At 66.8% G+C, this 14,937-nt stretch carries 15 protein-coding genes; 4 read left to right on the top strand and 11 right to left on the bottom strand.

Translation table 11 applies throughout. The features are described from left to right. Positions 1–426 precede the first annotated feature (426 nt). Complete coding sequence (locus ACFFGN_RS04790; RefSeq protein WP_380044067.1) at positions 427–771, top strand: hypothetical protein; 345 nt, start codon at positions 427–429, stop codon at positions 769–771. A gap of 304 nt (positions 772–1,075) precedes the next feature. Here the strand turns inward: ACFFGN_RS04790 and ACFFGN_RS04785 are convergent, their stop codons facing one another. Then, positions 1,076–2,467: an MFS transporter gene (locus tag ACFFGN_RS04785; protein WP_380044066.1), complete on the bottom strand. Its 1,392-nt coding sequence runs from the start codon at positions 2,465–2,467 to the stop codon at positions 1,076–1,078. 82 nt (positions 2,468–2,549) lie between these two features. Further along, the gene (locus ACFFGN_RS04780; RefSeq protein WP_380044064.1) at positions 2,550–3,209 is read right to left on the bottom strand and encodes a DUF899 domain-containing protein; all 660 of its coding nucleotides are present in this window, start codon (positions 3,207–3,209) and stop codon (positions 2,550–2,552) included. A gap of 111 nt (positions 3,210–3,320) precedes the next feature. Between ACFFGN_RS04780 and ACFFGN_RS04775 the strand changes: the two genes are divergently transcribed. Further along, positions 3,321–3,983, top strand: a complete 663-nt coding sequence (locus ACFFGN_RS04775) for a winged helix-turn-helix transcriptional regulator (protein WP_380044063.1) — start codon at positions 3,321–3,323, stop codon at positions 3,981–3,983. Between the two features lie 167 nt (positions 3,984–4,150). Here the strand turns inward: ACFFGN_RS04775 and ACFFGN_RS04770 are convergent, their stop codons facing one another. The 5 genes from ACFFGN_RS04770 to ACFFGN_RS04750 all read right to left on the bottom strand — a co-directional run bounded on the left by ACFFGN_RS04770 (position 4,151) and on the right by ACFFGN_RS04750 (position 9,059). Continuing rightward, positions 4,151–4,687, bottom strand: coding sequence for a dihydrofolate reductase family protein (locus ACFFGN_RS04770; RefSeq protein ID WP_380044062.1), 537 nt, complete (start codon positions 4,685–4,687; stop codon positions 4,151–4,153). 175 nt (positions 4,688–4,862) lie between these two features. Further along, positions 4,863–5,552 (bottom strand): alpha/beta fold hydrolase, encoded by a 690-nt coding sequence (locus ACFFGN_RS04765; protein ID WP_380044061.1) that lies wholly within the window; start codon positions 5,550–5,552, stop codon positions 4,863–4,865. Between the two features lie 61 nt (positions 5,553–5,613). Next, entirely contained in the window at positions 5,614–6,261 is a 648-nt protein-coding gene (locus ACFFGN_RS04760; protein ID WP_380044060.1) for a DUF899 domain-containing protein, read from the bottom strand. An 83-nt stretch (positions 6,262–6,344) separates the two neighbouring features. Beyond that, entirely contained in the window at positions 6,345–7,922 is a 1,578-nt protein-coding gene (locus ACFFGN_RS04755; protein ID WP_380044059.1) for an MFS transporter, read from the bottom strand. Between the two features lie 120 nt (positions 7,923–8,042). Next, complete coding sequence (locus ACFFGN_RS04750; RefSeq protein WP_380044194.1) at positions 8,043–9,059, bottom strand: sigma-70 family RNA polymerase sigma factor; 1,017 nt, start codon at positions 9,057–9,059, stop codon at positions 8,043–8,045. 221 nt (positions 9,060–9,280) lie between these two features. Between ACFFGN_RS04750 and ACFFGN_RS04745 the strand changes: the two genes are divergently transcribed. Beyond that, positions 9,281–9,607 (top strand): hypothetical protein, encoded by a 327-nt coding sequence (locus ACFFGN_RS04745; protein ID WP_380044058.1) that lies wholly within the window; start codon positions 9,281–9,283, stop codon positions 9,605–9,607. Positions 9,608–9,693: 86 nt separating this feature from the next. Here the strand turns inward: ACFFGN_RS04745 and ACFFGN_RS04740 are convergent, their stop codons facing one another. Beyond that, positions 9,694–10,056 (bottom strand): hypothetical protein, encoded by a 363-nt coding sequence (locus ACFFGN_RS04740; protein WP_380044057.1) that lies wholly within the window; start codon positions 10,054–10,056, stop codon positions 9,694–9,696. A gap of 55 nt (positions 10,057–10,111) precedes the next feature. Beyond that, positions 10,112–12,310, bottom strand: coding sequence for an RICIN domain-containing protein (locus tag ACFFGN_RS04735; RefSeq protein WP_380044056.1), 2,199 nt, complete (start codon positions 12,308–12,310; stop codon positions 10,112–10,114). 190 nt (positions 12,311–12,500) lie between these two features. Here ACFFGN_RS04735 and ACFFGN_RS04730 point away from each other — a divergent pair, with 190 nt between their 5' ends. After that, positions 12,501–13,496, top strand: coding sequence for a LacI family DNA-binding transcriptional regulator (locus tag ACFFGN_RS04730; RefSeq protein ID WP_380044192.1), 996 nt, complete (start codon positions 12,501–12,503; stop codon positions 13,494–13,496). Positions 13,497–13,582: 86 nt separating this feature from the next. Here ACFFGN_RS04730 and ACFFGN_RS04725 read toward each other — a convergent pair whose 3' ends face one another. Then, positions 13,583–14,389, bottom strand: coding sequence for a hypothetical protein (locus ACFFGN_RS04725; protein WP_380044055.1), 807 nt, complete (start codon positions 14,387–14,389; stop codon positions 13,583–13,585). 5 nt (positions 14,390–14,394) lie between these two features. Beyond that, positions 14,395–14,916, bottom strand: a complete 522-nt coding sequence (locus tag ACFFGN_RS04720) for a SigE family RNA polymerase sigma factor (RefSeq protein ID WP_380044054.1) — start codon at positions 14,914–14,916, stop codon at positions 14,395–14,397. Between the last annotated feature and the right edge of the window lie 21 nt (positions 14,917–14,937).

Raw genomic sequence — 14,937 nt, 5'->3', positions numbered from 1 at the left:
GGGGCTTCCACCGAGCAGTCCGCTAGGTGCGCGGCGACGTGATGAAGCAAGCAGTACGTCAATAGCGCCCGGGGACCCGGGGCCTTGGCATGTCCGGTGTACGGGAGCGGCCTGCGGGTCTGCGTGTACATCAACGACATCGGCAACCAACGCTGCTCCAGCAGCGCAGGCCGAGACAACCCGTACACCTGAGTCTCCCGCCAAACCCGACCCTCGCGGGAAGTCGATCGTCCGCACTGACCCAGTCGACCGTCGTCTTCGTGCTTGGGTGCTTCCTTCTCGGCATCGGGACTGCGTGCCAGCCAACCAGACCGGTCCAAGTGTCCGCATATCCCATCGGAACCAGCTGGAAAACCCGTGTCGCTGCTGATCTTGCGGGAATAGGGTCGCGCGTATGAGCGGCGGCGGCTGGAGGCGGGCAGGGTCGTGTCCGGGCCGCAGGGCGAATCGCACGACGACGGAGCGGTGGTGCGCGGCAACGTCGTCACCGACACCCGCACCCCGTACAACTTCGCCCTCTACACCGACTACGGCGCGGCGTGGGTGACCGTGGCCGACAACGTGGTGCGGCGCGCCGACAACACCGCCGTACTGCACGTCCACCCGCCGCTGGACAACGTGGTCTACCGCGGCAACGTGTGGGACGCCGACCCGGTCGGCAGCGACGCCGTCCCGGATTCGGTCACCTACGAAAACAACGCGACCATCACCGACGCGGCCGACCTGGACGCCGCCGAGGCTCGCGCGCAAGCCGGACCGCGCCGCCGCTGATCGCACCGGCCCGCAGTCCCCCCGCGGGCCTCCTGATCGGGACGAGGCGTTCCATGCGTACTTCGTTGCACGGTCGGACGCCATGCGCGTCACGGCGTACCTGCGGTGTGGCGACTGGCATCGTGCGGAGGACCTGGTCCAGCAGACGTTCACGAAGATCTATCTGGCGCGTGGCGACGGCTCCACTTGAAGCGCTTCGGCCGGATCGGCCGGGCGCAGGAAGAGGGACTGTACGGCGAGAGCGTCCGCGGTCTCGCCGTACAGTCCCTTTGGTCTGGTAGATCGTGTGTTCGGCAGGACGGGATTACGCAGACGTTCTCGTGTCCGCTTGGGATTTGCCTGGTGCGAACACAGCGGCGAGCATGCCGACCAGCGAGGCGATCGCACCCACCAGGAGTGCTGCCTGGAAGCCGTCCATGGCTGCTCCCTGATCGCCGTAGTGGCCCCGGGCAGCGAACGCGGCGCCTAGGAACACGACTCCGAACACCCCGCCGATCTCTCGGACCGCGCTGTTCACACCGGAGGCGACACCGACGTCGTCAGCTGGCACGGAGGCGAACACCAGGTTGATCGTGGTGGGAAGGCACATCGCGATGCCAACACCTCCGAGCACCAGTGGTAGGAACAAGGAGCTGAAGCCGACATCGGGTCTGGCGACCGCCGCGATCCACGCGAGGCCCACTCCTTGAAGCAGTAGACCCACGATCATGAATGGCCGATTGCCGAGCCGGTCGGCGAACCCGCCGGCGATTGGTGCCACCAGCAACGGCATCACCGTCCAAGCCAGCAGACGTAGGCCGGTTCCCACGGGGTCGTGACCAAATCCCTCCTGGAACATCTGCGCCAGCATGAACAGCGAGCCGATGAGGGCGAGGTGCTGAAAGAAGGCCGAGACGTTGGCGACAGCGAAGCCGCGGTTCCGGAAGTAGGACATCGGCAGCATGGGGTGCTCTGTGTGCTTCTCCCAGCGTACGAACGCCACGAGCAGCAGTAGCCCACCGAGCGCCGACAAGACAATCTCCGGGTCGTTCCACTCCAGTAGGGGCATTCGTATCGCGGCCCATACCAAGCCGAACAGACCGATCGACACCAAGGCCAAGCCGACCAGATCCAGTGTGGGGCGGGGACCATAGCTTTCCCGGAGGAGCTTGGCGGACAGAACGGTCGCGGCCACGCCAACTGGCACGTTCAGCCAGAAGATCCAATGCCAGGACAGACCTTGGGTGATCAGACCGCCGACCACCGGGCCGACCGCCACCGCCAGGCCCGAGACGCTGCCCCAGATCCCCATTGCCATGCCGCGCTTGTGAGGCGGGTAGGCGCTCGACAGCAGGGTCAGACTCACCGGGATCGCCACGCCGGCCGCTATCCCTTGCAGTGCGCGGGCGACGATAAGGACGCCGATCGTAGGGGCAAGCGCCGCCAAAGCCGAGGCGGCGGTGAACATCGCCAGCCCCAGCACGTACATCTTCAGTCGGCCGAAGCGGTCGCCCAGCGCCGCACCGATCAGCATCAAACAGCCGAAGGCCAGGTTGTAAGCGTTGATGGTCCATTCGAGATCCGCCAGTTCGGCGTCGAGATCCTGGCGGATGGTCGGGATAGCCGTCACCACGACCATCACGTCCAGTGAAGTGAGGAACGCGCAGACCGAGACCAGCGCCAGCGTCCAGCCGGAACGGACCGGCAGTTCGGTCATTGTGCTCTGGTCTCTCATCGTCCACCCGCGCCGTGCTCGGTTGCACTACCCGTCATTGCGACTCCGTTCTCGGTCGCGGCGCTCAGTCGCCGTACCGGTCGTGCAGCCGCCACCACTGGTAGGCCGGTGTCTGCGGCCAGCCCTCGGGTGAGTCCTCCCACGTCTCCTGCCGCCCATAGGGCGTGAGGTCCAGGAGTGCCAGGTCGTTGCGTAGCTGGTCGACTCCCCGGGAGGCGGTGAAGTAGCTGCGGAATACGCGGTCGTCGTCGGAGCGGATGAACACGCTGATTCCGAAACCGCCGCCCACGCCACAGTCGGCTTCGAAGTCGCTGCCGGTGGTCGAGTACCAGGGAATGTCCCAGCCCATCCGGAGGCGGAAAGGCTCGAGCTGGGACAGCGGCGCCGGCGAGGTCAGCACGTAGGTGGTGTCGCGGGCGTGCAAGTGCGCCAGATGCGGTGTGCTGTCCGCGACCGCCGAGCAGCCGGGGCACCGGTGGTCCGAGCCGGCCTCCATCATGAAGTGGTAAACGATGAGCTGGCGACGTCCGTCGAACAGACCAGCAAGGCTCTTGGCGCCGCCGGTGCCCTCGAACCGGTACTCCTTGCCGAACTCCACAACCGGCAGCCGGCGTCGGCGCGCCGCAAGGGCGTCGAGGGCACGGGTCATCCGCTTTTCGTCGGCTAACAGCTCCTCTCGGGCGGTCGCCCACTCGTCGGTCGAAACGATTGGTGGCAGCTTCATGAGCACTCCCGATGTCAGGTCGCAGGTGTAGTTACTTCGAGAAATGTAGCATCAACTACATATGATGAAGTAGCTACTTCAGATAACGCAACTCGGAGTTAGACTTGGGGAGTGCCGAATAAACGCAGCTACGGAGATCCCTGTGGAGTCGCGCACGCCCTGGACCTGGTTGGCGAACGCTGGGCGCTGCTGATCGTGCGGGACCTGCTGCTGGGGCCCAAGCGATTCACCGATCTGCAGGTCGGTCTCGCCGGTGTGCCGCCCAACGTGCTCACGTCTCGCCTCAAGGACCTGCAGGACGCTGGTGTGGTGCACAAGCGGACCCTGCCGCCGCCGGGAGCGACCCGGGTCTACGAGTTGACCGAATGGGGCGCCCAACTGAAACCGATCGTCTTGGCGCTCGGGCTATGGGGTGCTCAGTCTCCGGTGACGCGTCCTGACGGTCAGCTGGGCACAGACTCGCTGATGCTGTCCCTGCAGGCCACACTGGACCCCGCTGCGTTCGCCTCGGCCGAGGGCTCCTTCGAGTTCCACCTGGGCCGGGATGGTTTCGTCGTCTCGATCGGCGACAACGTGGACGTCGTACGTGGCCACGCCCCTGGCTCGCCGCGCGCGGTTATCGGCACCGATGCCGGCACCCTGGCTGCGCTGATGGCGGGGGAGGAGGACGTGGACGCCGCCCTCGCCGCCGGGCGGGTTCGCCTGGACGGCGACGGCGACGCGGGCCGAATCCTCCTTGAGGCCTTGTGGCGCAGCGATATTTCCGCTGCCTGACAGGTCACCCGGCACGCGGCACTCGCGCCCAGACCGCCGAACCCGGCGTACGCCGGTGCCTGGTACCGCTCGCGTTCTTGGTCCGAATCCGAACCCGTAAGCAGCCTTGGCCAAGCGCCGATGCTGCCAGCGGTTGGCCAAGGTCGCCCCGGCTGAGCAGGTGTGACTCAGGACCGCAGCACCTCGTACGTCAGCACCACCACGCCGGACCAGCGGGGGTGTGCGGTCTGAAGGTTCAGTTTCGTCTTGCCGATTGCCGGTTGCGCCGTGGCGCGCCCGACAACCACAGGGTGTACGGCCATCCGCAGTACGTCGGTGAGACCGGCGTCCATCAGAGTACGGCTGAGTTGACCGTGGCCGAAGTACACCAGATTCTTCACGCTCTCGTCCTTCAGCCGCTCAACCTCTTTCACGACGTCACCCCGCAGGATCTCGGTGTTGTTCCAGTCCGCCGTGGCAAGCGTCGAGGAGAAGACGTACTTGCGGATGCCGTTGATGGCGTCGGCGAACGGGCCGGTCTGGCCTGGCCACCGCCAGGACAGGTCGTCGTACGTTCCTCGCCCCAAGAGCATCGCGTCGCACCCGTTGAGCAACTCGGTTGCCTCGTGCACGAACTCCTCGTTGAAGTATTCCAATGCCCACTCGCCTGGATCGTCCACGACACCGTCGGCCGAGATCAGGGTGGACTCGATCAGCTTGGTCATTTAGTGCTCCTCTACAGTCGCGGCGCTTCCCCGCGAGTTCACGAATACAGACCGGCTTCGAGCGGCAGAGGAATCGCGAGGCCTTGGCTGTCCAGCTCGTCACCTCGCTGTCGCACTGAGCCCGATGAAACTTTGCTGTCGCACGGAGCCCGATGAACGAAAGCCGTGCGGGCCGTCAACGCAGCGCCAAGCGGTACTCCTCCAAGCGGTCCGCCAGTTCCTTCGAGTGCCGGAGCATCGGGCAGTGGTCGCCAGGCATCACGTCGGGCTCGATGCCCAGGCGGTTGAGGGAGGTCCGGCGCATGAACTCCAGTGGGAAGAAGCGGTCGTCGCGCGATAACAGCACCCGGGTAGGCACGTCAGGCCACTTCGCGAGCGGCCATGGCTTCTCGAAAGGTGTGCCGGACTGATCGCGTTGCCTGCGAATGAACTCGGCGGCGAGGTCGTCGGGGGTGTCGTGCACCACGAGTTCCAATGGGTCGTCCGGCGCACCCGGCTCACGACCGTCTCGCTCGTCCTGTTGCTGTCTGGCCTCGCTGTAGCCGGTGTTGTCCCACCACGCGCCCGGCGATTCTCCCGGCAGCGGGATCTGGGCCTGAAGCATGACGAGCAGGTCGGCGGGAAGCCGGTCGGCCACCAGTGGCGCGGTGAAGCCGCCGAACGAGTGAGCCACCAAGACCAGGCCCTGCCGGTCACCGACCGCATCGACCACCGTGTCGGCGTACTGAGCGAGCCCGGCTGAGTCGTCGTCGCAGGGCAGGTCGACCGCCACCACGTCGTGACCGCGCTCGCGTAGGTCGGCCTCCAGTAGATGCCAGTACCACGCATCGGTAGCCGCGCCGTGGATCAGAACGTAGGTGGCCATGATCTGAGGAACCTCCAAGGGATCGGGTGGTGTTTGCTGTTGCGAAGCAGGTGGGCCGGGTTCAGGAGTCGTGCCGATCGTGATGTCGCCACCATTGCTGGGGATAGTCCAGCTCGTCCTCCTGCCTGCCCAGCGGAGTCAGGTCGAGGTAGTTGTAGGTGTTGAGCAGGATGTCGCCGCCACGGGAGAACGACGAGTAGGTGTGGAAGATCCGGCTGCCGTCACGCAGCAGCACGCTGAGCCCGGAGGTCTCGCTGTCGTCCTTGGTCACGCCGAAGTCTTCGTTGAACCGGCTGCGGAACGACGAGTACCACGGGGTTGTCCACCCCATTCGCTGCTGGAACGGCTGGATCTTGGCCAGCGGTGCGCGGGAAACCAGCACCAGGGTGGTGTCGCGAGCGTTCAGGTGCGACGGATGGCCGAGGTTGTCGACCTGGAACGAGCAGCCGACACAGCCCTCGTCCCAGTCCGGGTGGAACATGAAGTGGCGCACGATCAGTTGCCGGCGGCCCTCGAACAGTTCAAGCAGGGTGGCCGGGCCGCTCGGGCCGTCGAACTCGTAGCTCTGCTCGATCGCCACCATCGGCAGTTCGCGACGCAGCGCGCTCACCTCGTCCCGCGCACGGGTGAGCTCTTTTTCCTTCACCAGAAGCTTGTCGCGGGCGGCGAGCCATTCGCCGCGGGTAGCCACAGTGGGCAGGGTCGTCATGTGGTCTCCTAGGCTGATTCAGTCGTGGGTCATCGGTGGCGGCCGGTGTGAGAGGGACCGCCGCCGTCGGGCGCCGTACGGCGTCATCCCGCGTGGTTGGCCGCGTCGGCGTGATCGGTGCTTTCCTCAACTTCGACCGCGTCGGTGGGCGGGACGTGCCGGAGCGTGGCTAGCGCGAGGATCCCCACAGCGACGAGCAGGGCGGCGCTGACGATCGCGACCGCGTTCAGTCCGGAGGTGAACGCTTCTCGGGCGGATGCCAGGAGTTGGCCGCCCTGTTCGGCGGGCAGTCTGGCAGCGACCTCCGCCGCGCCGACGACGCCCTTGCCTGCGGCACCGACCTCGGCGGTCGGAACGCCCGGCAGGTTGGCGCCGAGCAGCTGCGCGCCGTACACGGCGGTGGCGATGCTGCCCATGAAGGCGGCACCGAGCGCCATACCAAGCTCACCGCTGGTCTCCGACAGCGACGCGGCGGAACCCGCCTTTTCCGGTGGGGTGGAGCCGAGCACGAGGTTGGTGCTCAGCGCCGCCTGCGGCCCGGATCCCGCGCTGGCAATTGTCACGCCGACGACGGTGATCAGCAGCCCGTGTGTGGTCGAGACCTGGGCAAGCAGCAGGTAGCCCGCCGCCGCGACGAAGAGTCCGGCCGCGATGACCGTCGCGGGCCGGAAGCGCCGGGCGAGCGCGGGCGCGGACATCGCTGCGGCGACCATCGCGAGCCCGGACGGCACCATCCACAGCCCTGCCTGCAGCGGCGACAAGCCCGCGACCGACTGGAGATAGAGGTTGACGACCAGGATCGTGCCGCCGCCGATCGCCGCGCCGAGCAGCATGATGATCAGCGCGGTCGCGAACGACCGGCTGGCGAACAGCCGTACGTCCATCAACGGCTGGTCTAGGCCGCGTTGCCTCCGCACGAACACCACGGCCAGCGCCAGGCCGAACAGGATGCTCAGTACGGACACCACGCCGATGCCGTCCTTGGCGATCTCCTTGACGCCGAAGACGATCGGCAGGATCCCGCCCAGCGACAACCCCACGCTGAGCGGGTCGAGCTTGCCCGCATCCGGGGTTTTGTATTCGGGTAGTAGCACCGGTCCCAGGACGAGCAGCAACAGCATCACCGGCACGGCCAGCAGGAACACCGAGCCCCACCAGAAGAACTCCAGCATCGCGCCGCCGACGATCGGGCCGAGGGCCATGCCGCCCATGAAACAGCTCACCCAGACCCCGATGGCGGTGCCCAGCTGGCGCGGGTCGCGGAACATGTTGCTGATGAGGGCCAGCGTCGACGGGCTGAGGGTGGCTCCCGCGATACCCATCAGCGCGCGGGACGCGATCAGGGTTTCTGTGCTGGGGGAGAAGGCCGCCACGATCGACGCGATCGCGAACAGGGTGCCGCCGATCAGCAGCAGCTTGCGCCGTCCGATGCGGTCACCGAGCGTTCCCATCGTGATGAGGAACCCGGCGATCATGAAGCCGTAGATGTCGATGATCCAGAGCTGTTCGACAGTGCTCGCGCCGAGGTCGGCACTCAACTGCGGCAGCGCCAGATTGAGTACGCTCAGATCGATCGATAACAGCAAGGTCGGCAAGGCCAGCACCGCCAGGCCGGTCCACTCCTTCCGGCCTGCGAGTGGTGGTGCGTCGGCAGAAGTCACGTTCTCGGTCCTCTCGTCGTCGCCCGGCCGGCTCCGGCCGGGCACCCCTGTTATGACGAAAGATCGCCCGAGAACTCATCGATGCCGGCGCGAGTCGGTGCGACCCGGAGGCGCCGTACGTCAGAGGGTCGACGGCAGACCGAGCGCGGGGAACAGCCGAGGACTGAACGCGGTTACCTCCACCACCTGGTTGCCCTCGATCCGCAGCACATCGAGGCCCAGCGGCACGTGTGTGTCCGTGCCGGGCCAACGCACGTACGCCGCGACGGCCGGCTGCCGGTTGGCCCTGGTGATCAGGTGCTTGAAGTCGGTCAGCGCGTTGGGACCGACCAGCGTCGGCGCCCAGGCCGCGATGACCGCGTCCCGGCCGTCGCACCAGACGGGTTCCGGTGGCATGGTGAACCGCGCGTCCGCGCGCAACAGGGCAGCCAGGCCGCTGAGGTCGGCTCGTTCGGTGGCGTCGATGTAGCGGCGCAGCACCGCGCGCTCCTGCTCGGTCGGATCGCTGGCGGGCGCCCATTCGACCCGGCGTTCCGGCAGGTGCTGCTTGAGCGTGGCCCTGGCCCGCTGGAGAGCGCTGTTGGCCGCCGCGACGCTGACCTCCAGCAGGGCGGACGTCTCACTCGCGGGCCAGCCGAGTACGTCGCGCAGGATCAGCACGGCGCGCTGCCGCGGTGGCAGGTGCTGGATCGCCGCCAGGTACGCCAGTTCGATGGTCTCCCTGGCGACCACCGCGGCATCCGGCTCCGCTTCGGTGGCAATCGGTTCCAGCAACCGGTCCGGGTAAGGCTGAAGCCAGGAGACCTCGGCCTGGGGCATCACCCGGCCACCCGACGTCGCCGACTGGCCGGTGTCCGTCGGCTTGCGGGGGTTCCGCTCGAGGAAGTCCAGGCACGCGTTGGTCGCGATCCGGTACAGCCACGCACGGATCGTGGAGCGCCCTTCGAAGCTCGCCCGCTTGCGCCATGCCCGCAGGAACGTCTCCTGCACCAAATCCTCGGAGTCCTCCAGAGAACCGAGCATCCGGTAACAGTGCACCTGCAATTCCCGGCGGTGACTCTCAACCAGCCGGGTGAACTCCGCTGTATCACCCGCCGCCGCGTTCTCAACAGACTGTTCTGTGCCGGTGTTGCTCATACGCACCGTGTGATCCTCCGCCCGATCTGTCAATCACTCTCGACAGTAAGACTCCCAACAAGCCGAAAACTCATCGGTTCCCGGCGCCGCGGTGGCACCAGGTCAGTACGCCGCCCGGAGTAGGTGCGTGCCGTAGAGGGCGCTGAGGCTGAGGGATTGGATTGCCTTGTTACGCTGGGTGATTCCCTCCTAGCCAACAATGACTGAAGGGTTCTCCCCTCATGGGCATCTTCGACTCCCTCAAGGACAAAGCCACCGAGCTCCTCTCGGGCGCCACCGACAAGGTCACCGAGGCCACTGGCCTCGATCTGTCCGGCGCCACCGACAAAATCGCCGAAACCACGGGTGTCGACGTCAGCGGCGTCACCGACCAGGCCACCCAGGCCACCGAGGGTCTGGCCGGTCAGGCTCAAGGCCATGCCGAGGCGGCCCAGGACCAGGCCAACGCCTTCGGCGACCAGGTCACCGGTGCCACCGGTATCGACCTTCCCACCGAAGGCCTGACCGACCAGGCCGGCGACAAGCTCGGTGAAGCCACCGGCCGCTGACCGCAGCCGTTCCCGTCGCTGTGCCTGCGCTGCGCGGGCGCGTCATTCGTCGCGGCCTCGGCTACGTCGGACCAGGTGGTGCACGCTCATCGCCGGATGCACCGGGTCGAACTCCAACCCCGCGTGCGAGGCGAACAAGTGGAACTCCAGCCCCGGTCGCCGCCAGACCGCCAGGTATCCGACTTGGCGCGCGCGTCCCCTTCTGGCGCATATCCGCGTCCCCGGAGACGGCCCTCGGAACTCCACCCGGTGGCGGTCCGCACCCGCTCGCGCAACGCAGCCAACGCCGTAGGCCCACCACCCGGTGCCAGACTGCCGCCCGTCGCCGGACTGCCGCCGGCTGTGGATTCCTCGATCGAGGATCCCCAGACCGCGCGCCAGTCCGGCACGTCCGCGATGTCCGCAAGTGCGGCCTCGAAGTCGTCGAGCGGCTCGTCCTTGATCTTCACCAGCGCAGCATCACACCCGCCGGTCCCATCGCCCCGTGTGCAGGTAATCGCGCGCCTAGTTGATCGACCATTGCTGGAGGGCGGAGTTGGTGTTGGGCTGCTGGGTGACCTTGGCGCCGTCCGTGGTCGCGGCGGTGGTCAGGAGCAGGCCGCTGCTGACGGCAGCGAGGGTGTAGGTGCCGTTCGCGAGCTTGGTCGCGGTCCAGCGCTGGTTAGGCCCGTTGGTGCAGGTCCACTGAATGATCGCCGTACCGGCGGTCGTGGCGCCACCGCTGACGTCGGCGCAGAGACCGGACGAGTTGTTCTTCAGCGTGTACGAGCCATCGGCCAGCTGGGTGAACGTCCACTGCTGGTTGAGGCCGCCGTGGTTGGTCCAAGTGATCAGCTGAGTGCCGTTCACGGTGCTTCGGTCAGGATTGTCCAGCGCCTTCCCGCCCGTGGACACGGTGTGTACGCCGTTGAGGTTCTGTGGCGCCGTCCCGACCGGGGTCACCGTGAGGGTCTGCTCGGCCCCGCTGCGATTACCGCCCACGGTGTTGCCGGTCGTGTTGGTCCAGTCGCGGGTGGGGGTGGTCTCGGCGAGACGCCCCGAGTCGGCGGAGAGGCCGAGCACGAGACCGCTGTACCGGTTGACGAATCGGAACGTTCCGCCGGCGTTCTTGATCAGCCACCATTGCCGCCCAACCGTTCCGCCGGTACCCACGGTCGGCTTGGTACCCCAGGCGCGAGTGGTCGTCGTACCGGAGTCGAGCCCGAGCGCCTGACCGGAGGACGAGTTGAGGATCTGGAAGGAACCGTCGCCGTTGGCAACGAAATACCAGGACTCGAGCGTGCTGCCCGAGGAGGTGCCGACCGAAGTGGTGGCCGTCGAACCCGACTGCTGGGCGAGGATCCGGCCGCCGCTGCTGGCGATCCGGTAGGACTTGGTGAGGTCGAACGGCGTGGCGGCGGGGGAGGTCGAGTCGATCGTGAGGTTGACGTACTCGCCGGATGCACCGCCGGAGCAGCCGAACGAGCAGTACGAGCGGAAGCTCTTGCCGATGATGCTGGAGCTGGTCTTGTTCGCGCTGTCGAGGAACCACCGGTACCACGAGGCGGTGGTGTAGTTGCCGGTGTTCCCGATCTCGTACCACTTCTGGCTGGTCAGATCGTCGGTGACGTAGAAGTGCTGCGGCTCCTTGCCGTCTTGCCGCACCGCCTGCGGCTCGCCGATGTACAGCCCGAGATAGGCGTTGTAGGCGATGTCCATCACGAAGAGCGGTGACGTCGGGGACAAGGTGCCCGCGGCAACTTGCTGGTCGGCCGTACCAGAGTTGGCGGGGTTGTACTCCTTGGCCAGCGGGGTGTACCCGTTCGGGTTGCTCGCGTCGACCGGCACGAGGTTGCTCTCGCGGCCGCCGACGCCGGGCTGCGACCACGCCCCGTCGTACCACTTCTGCCACGACCCCGGCGCCATCTTCGCCGACATCTTGGCCCGCGCGACGTGCGAGCGGAAGTTCTTCCAGCTGCCGGCCTTGTCGACGATCCGCGAGCCGTAATACACGTAGAAGTAGCCCGAGGCGGTGTCAACGAAGAGCCGCTGGTCGCCGTCGCCGTAGTGGTAGGTCTGGTTCGGGAAGGCCGCGGTGTCGTTGCGTTTGGTGCTGTACGGCGAGGTGATGACGTGGCTCTTGATCGTCCACGTTCGGCCCTGGTCGGTGGAGACCGCGTAGTCGATCGCATCGTAGTGCAGGCCGTCGCCGAAGGGCTGCGGCGTGAACTCGTTGTGCACCAGGCCGTACCAATGGCCGGTGTCCGGGTCGACCCACACCCCGGCCAGGTCGCAGTAGTTCCGCTGTGAATAGCCCGAGCCGCTCGGTGCGAAGGTCGACTCCAGGCCGGTCGGGCTGTTGTTGCACCGCCAGGTGGTGTCGTTGTTCTTGTCGTTCGCGTTGGCCGGGTTGACGGCGGAACTGATCGCGGTCGACTTGGTCGCGGTGTCGAAGTTGGTGCCGGTGTAGAAGTCCCACTTGCGGGGATCGGTAGCGCCGTACAGTGCGGCGGACTGCTGGAAGTAGAACGTGCCGTCCTTGTCGATGTACGTGCCGGCCGGGGTGTCGGTCGGCGTGGTCCAGCTGCCCTTGCTCCCGACGGTGATCGTGTACGACGCGTTCGGCGGCGCCGTGGTCGTCGCCGTGGCGGCCGACCCGAGGCCGCCGACCGCGAGCCCGAGGCCAAGTAGACCCACCACCAGTGTTTTCCGAGATCGAGACATAGCAGCTCCTTGGGTTCGGCCCCGCGTGATAGCCGGAACAGTAAGATTCATTTGACCGGTAAACAAGAGCAGTGTGGATAGAAAAACGAGCTTCATAAGGCGCTCCGGCGTTGACGCCGTTCGCTGCGGCGGTCGATACTGGCCGAGTTGAGTTGACCGGTCCAACGGATGAGGTTCGCCTGTGGTGACGATGCAGGACGTGGCCACGCTGGCGGGCGTCACCAAGCAGACCGTCTCGAACGTGGTCACCGGCCGGGTCGCGGTACGCCCGGACACCGCCACCCGCGTCCGGGCCGCGATCGCCGAGCTGGGCTACAAACCGAACCTGGTCGCACGCTCGCTGGCAACCGGTACGACGATGACGGTCGGCCTGATCGTGCCGACCGTCGCCAGCCCGTTCTACTCCGAGATCGTCGAAGAGGTTGAGAACGTGCTCGACGAGCACGGCTACCACCTTGTGCTGGGTACGACGAGAGCAGACGGCGACCGCGCCAAGCGGCAGCTCGCCGGCCTGTCCAGCCGCCTGGTCGACGCGCTGCTGATCGCGGGCGACCGGGATCTGGCCGATCCGCTCGCGCTGCTCCCGGACCCGCGCTTCCCGATCGCCTTGTGCGCCTGGGAGACCCAGATCCCCGACTCGCTGCCAGTGGTGACGATCGACTACGAGCACGCCGGATTCCTGGCCGGTGAACATCTCCGCGGCCTGGGACACCAGCGGGTGGCGGCAGTGGTCGAGTTGCCGACCCACGAGCGGCGGCTGTCCGGTCTGCGGTCGGCGTTCGCGCGGCACCGGCTGCGGATCGGCGACGACATGGTGTTCGCGCCCACGGAAGCCACGCCGGCCGGCGGTTTCGCCGCGGCCCAAGCAGCATTGGCCGCCGATCCTTCGCTCACCGCGATCTTCGCCTCACACGACTTGCTGGCGCTGGGCGTGCTCGAGGCGGTGAAGGAGTCTGGCCGATCGGTGCCCGGCGACGTCTCCGTGATCGGTTTCGACGACACCGCGCCCGTCGGCCTGACCCATCCCGCACTCACCGCCGTGGCGATCCCAAGCCGGGAGATGGCACAACAGGCGACCAACCTCCTCCTGCGAGCCCTCGCCGAAGGGACACTCCCGGTCAACTCGGCCCAACTCCTCCGAACCTCCCTGGTCATCCGCGACAGCACCGGCCCGGCCCGCCACTGAAGATCACCAACTCCCGGGTCACCCGACGGCACTGGTCCTCTTCCTCGCGCAGCGGAAGAGGACCAGGACTCTGCGGCCTCGTACGGCTAGTACCAGGTGCGACTGGTGACGGCGTCAACTAGTTGTGTGAGAGCAAACGGGGGTTTGGGGGCGAGCACGGGTCCTCGCAGGCGGCCCGCGTTGTAGGACTGGATGAAGATCTCGTAGCCGTGATTGGTGAACAAGGTGACCGCTTGGCTGGTTACCCCGCCGTCTATGGCTGGAGCGGTTTGGCGCGCCTCAACCAGGATCGACCCGTCGGGCCGCTTCGAGCAGTTCACCGGCGGGAGGCCCGATTGACTGGCGTCTTGCTGAACTGCCCGGCACCGTTGCTCGGGAGTGCCGGAGTAGGCCACGAAGCCGACAGTGGTGACGAACCCGTTCCACCGGAAGTGGGCAATTTGGCCAGCTTTGCCGTTGTCGATGATGCGTCCGCTCCCAGCCTCGGCAGACGTGATCTGGCCGGGGTAGAGCTTGGCGAACAGTCGCGGCAGGTCGGCGGCCTCTACCGGGATATCGGCTTTCGGGATCTTGGGCGGCTGATGGGGCTTGGAGGTTGGCAGAGTCATCGTGGGTTGGGCCGTCGTCGTAGGCGCCGCCAGCCTGGTCGACGAAGGCGCGCCGACGACACCCGGTTCACCGCCAGTAGAACCAGGATCGGACATCACGCTGGTTGCTAGCGCTACAACGCCGACGGCGGCAGCTGCGGCGAGTACGGCGCCCCGGCGGCGCCGCGCCCGGCCGCGGTCGATTCCGCCCTGGATCAGCGCGCGGACATCGGGCTCGGCCAGTGCCGTCGAGTGGTGGAAAAGTGCCGAGATGCGAGCATCATCGGCGCTGTTGTCGTCGCCCATGGTGGTCAGTCCTTCCCTGTGGTCATCGAGTCGTTAACCAGGCCGCGGATCCGTTTGAGCGCGCGCATACTGCGATTCCGTACGGCGCCGGGGGAGAGCCCCGTGCGTGCGGCCACCTCATCGACGCTGAGGTCCTCGAGGTAGCGCAGTACCAGCACCGCCCGGTCCGGCGCGGGCAATTCCATCAGCACTTCCATCAGGGCGAGCCGAACGTCGGTTCCCGCTGTGGCATCAGGCACCGCCTGGTCGGGCACTTCGGCGTACGAATGCTCGTCCTTGCTTCGCCGGCGTCGCCCACTCAGGAACGTGCGGGTCAAGGTCGTCTGGGCATAAGCCGCGGGATTGTCGATCCGCCGGAACGGCCGATGCCACCGGGCGTAGATCTTGGCCAGCGTCTCCTGAACCAGGTCCTCCGCCTGGTAGTGACTGCCACAGAGCAACCACGCCGAGCGATAAAGCTGTGCGGCCCGCGCCTGAGCGAACTCCTCGAACTCCTGCTCGCGGCGCGATGCACCGTTTTCGGACATGTTGCTCCTTGGTTGGCTTCA

It is taken from the genome of Kribbella deserti (genome assembly GCF_042434725.1).
Lineage (GTDB): Bacteria > Actinomycetota > Actinomycetes > Propionibacteriales > Kribbellaceae > Kribbella > Kribbella deserti.
This window is presented reverse-complemented; position numbering and strand designations above follow the sequence as displayed.

Coding starts and splice junctions, on each gene's coding strand:
- ACFFGN_RS04785 (WP_380044066.1), bottom strand. CDS start 2,467: ATGACCGAACTGCCGGTCCGTTCCGGCTGGACGCTGGCGCTGGTCTCG.
- ACFFGN_RS04780 (WP_380044064.1), bottom strand. CDS start 3,209: ATGAAGCTGCCACCAATCGTTTCGACCGACGAGTGGGCGACCGCCCGA.
- ACFFGN_RS04770 (WP_380044062.1), bottom strand. CDS start 4,687: ATGACCAAGCTGATCGAGTCCACCCTGATCTCGGCCGACGGTGTCGTG.
- ACFFGN_RS04765 (WP_380044061.1), bottom strand. CDS start 5,552: ATGGCCACCTACGTTCTGATCCACGGCGCGGCTACCGATGCGTGGTAC.
- ACFFGN_RS04760 (WP_380044060.1), bottom strand. CDS start 6,261: ATGACGACCCTGCCCACTGTGGCTACCCGCGGCGAATGGCTCGCCGCC.
- ACFFGN_RS04750 (WP_380044194.1), bottom strand. CDS start 9,059: ATGAGCAACACCGGCACAGAACAGTCTGTTGAGAACGCGGCGGCGGGT.
- ACFFGN_RS04745 (WP_380044058.1), top strand. CDS start 9,281: ATGGGCATCTTCGACTCCCTCAAGGACAAAGCCACCGAGCTCCTCTCG.
- ACFFGN_RS04735 (WP_380044056.1), bottom strand. CDS start 12,310: ATGTCTCGATCTCGGAAAACACTGGTGGTGGGTCTACTTGGCCTCGGG.
- ACFFGN_RS04730 (WP_380044192.1), top strand. CDS start 12,501: ATGCAGGACGTGGCCACGCTGGCGGGCGTCACCAAGCAGACCGTCTCG.
- ACFFGN_RS04725 (WP_380044055.1), bottom strand. CDS start 14,389: ATGGGCGACGACAACAGCGCCGATGATGCTCGCATCTCGGCACTTTTC.
- ACFFGN_RS04720 (WP_380044054.1), bottom strand. CDS start 14,916: ATGTCCGAAAACGGTGCATCGCGCCGCGAGCAGGAGTTCGAGGAGTTC.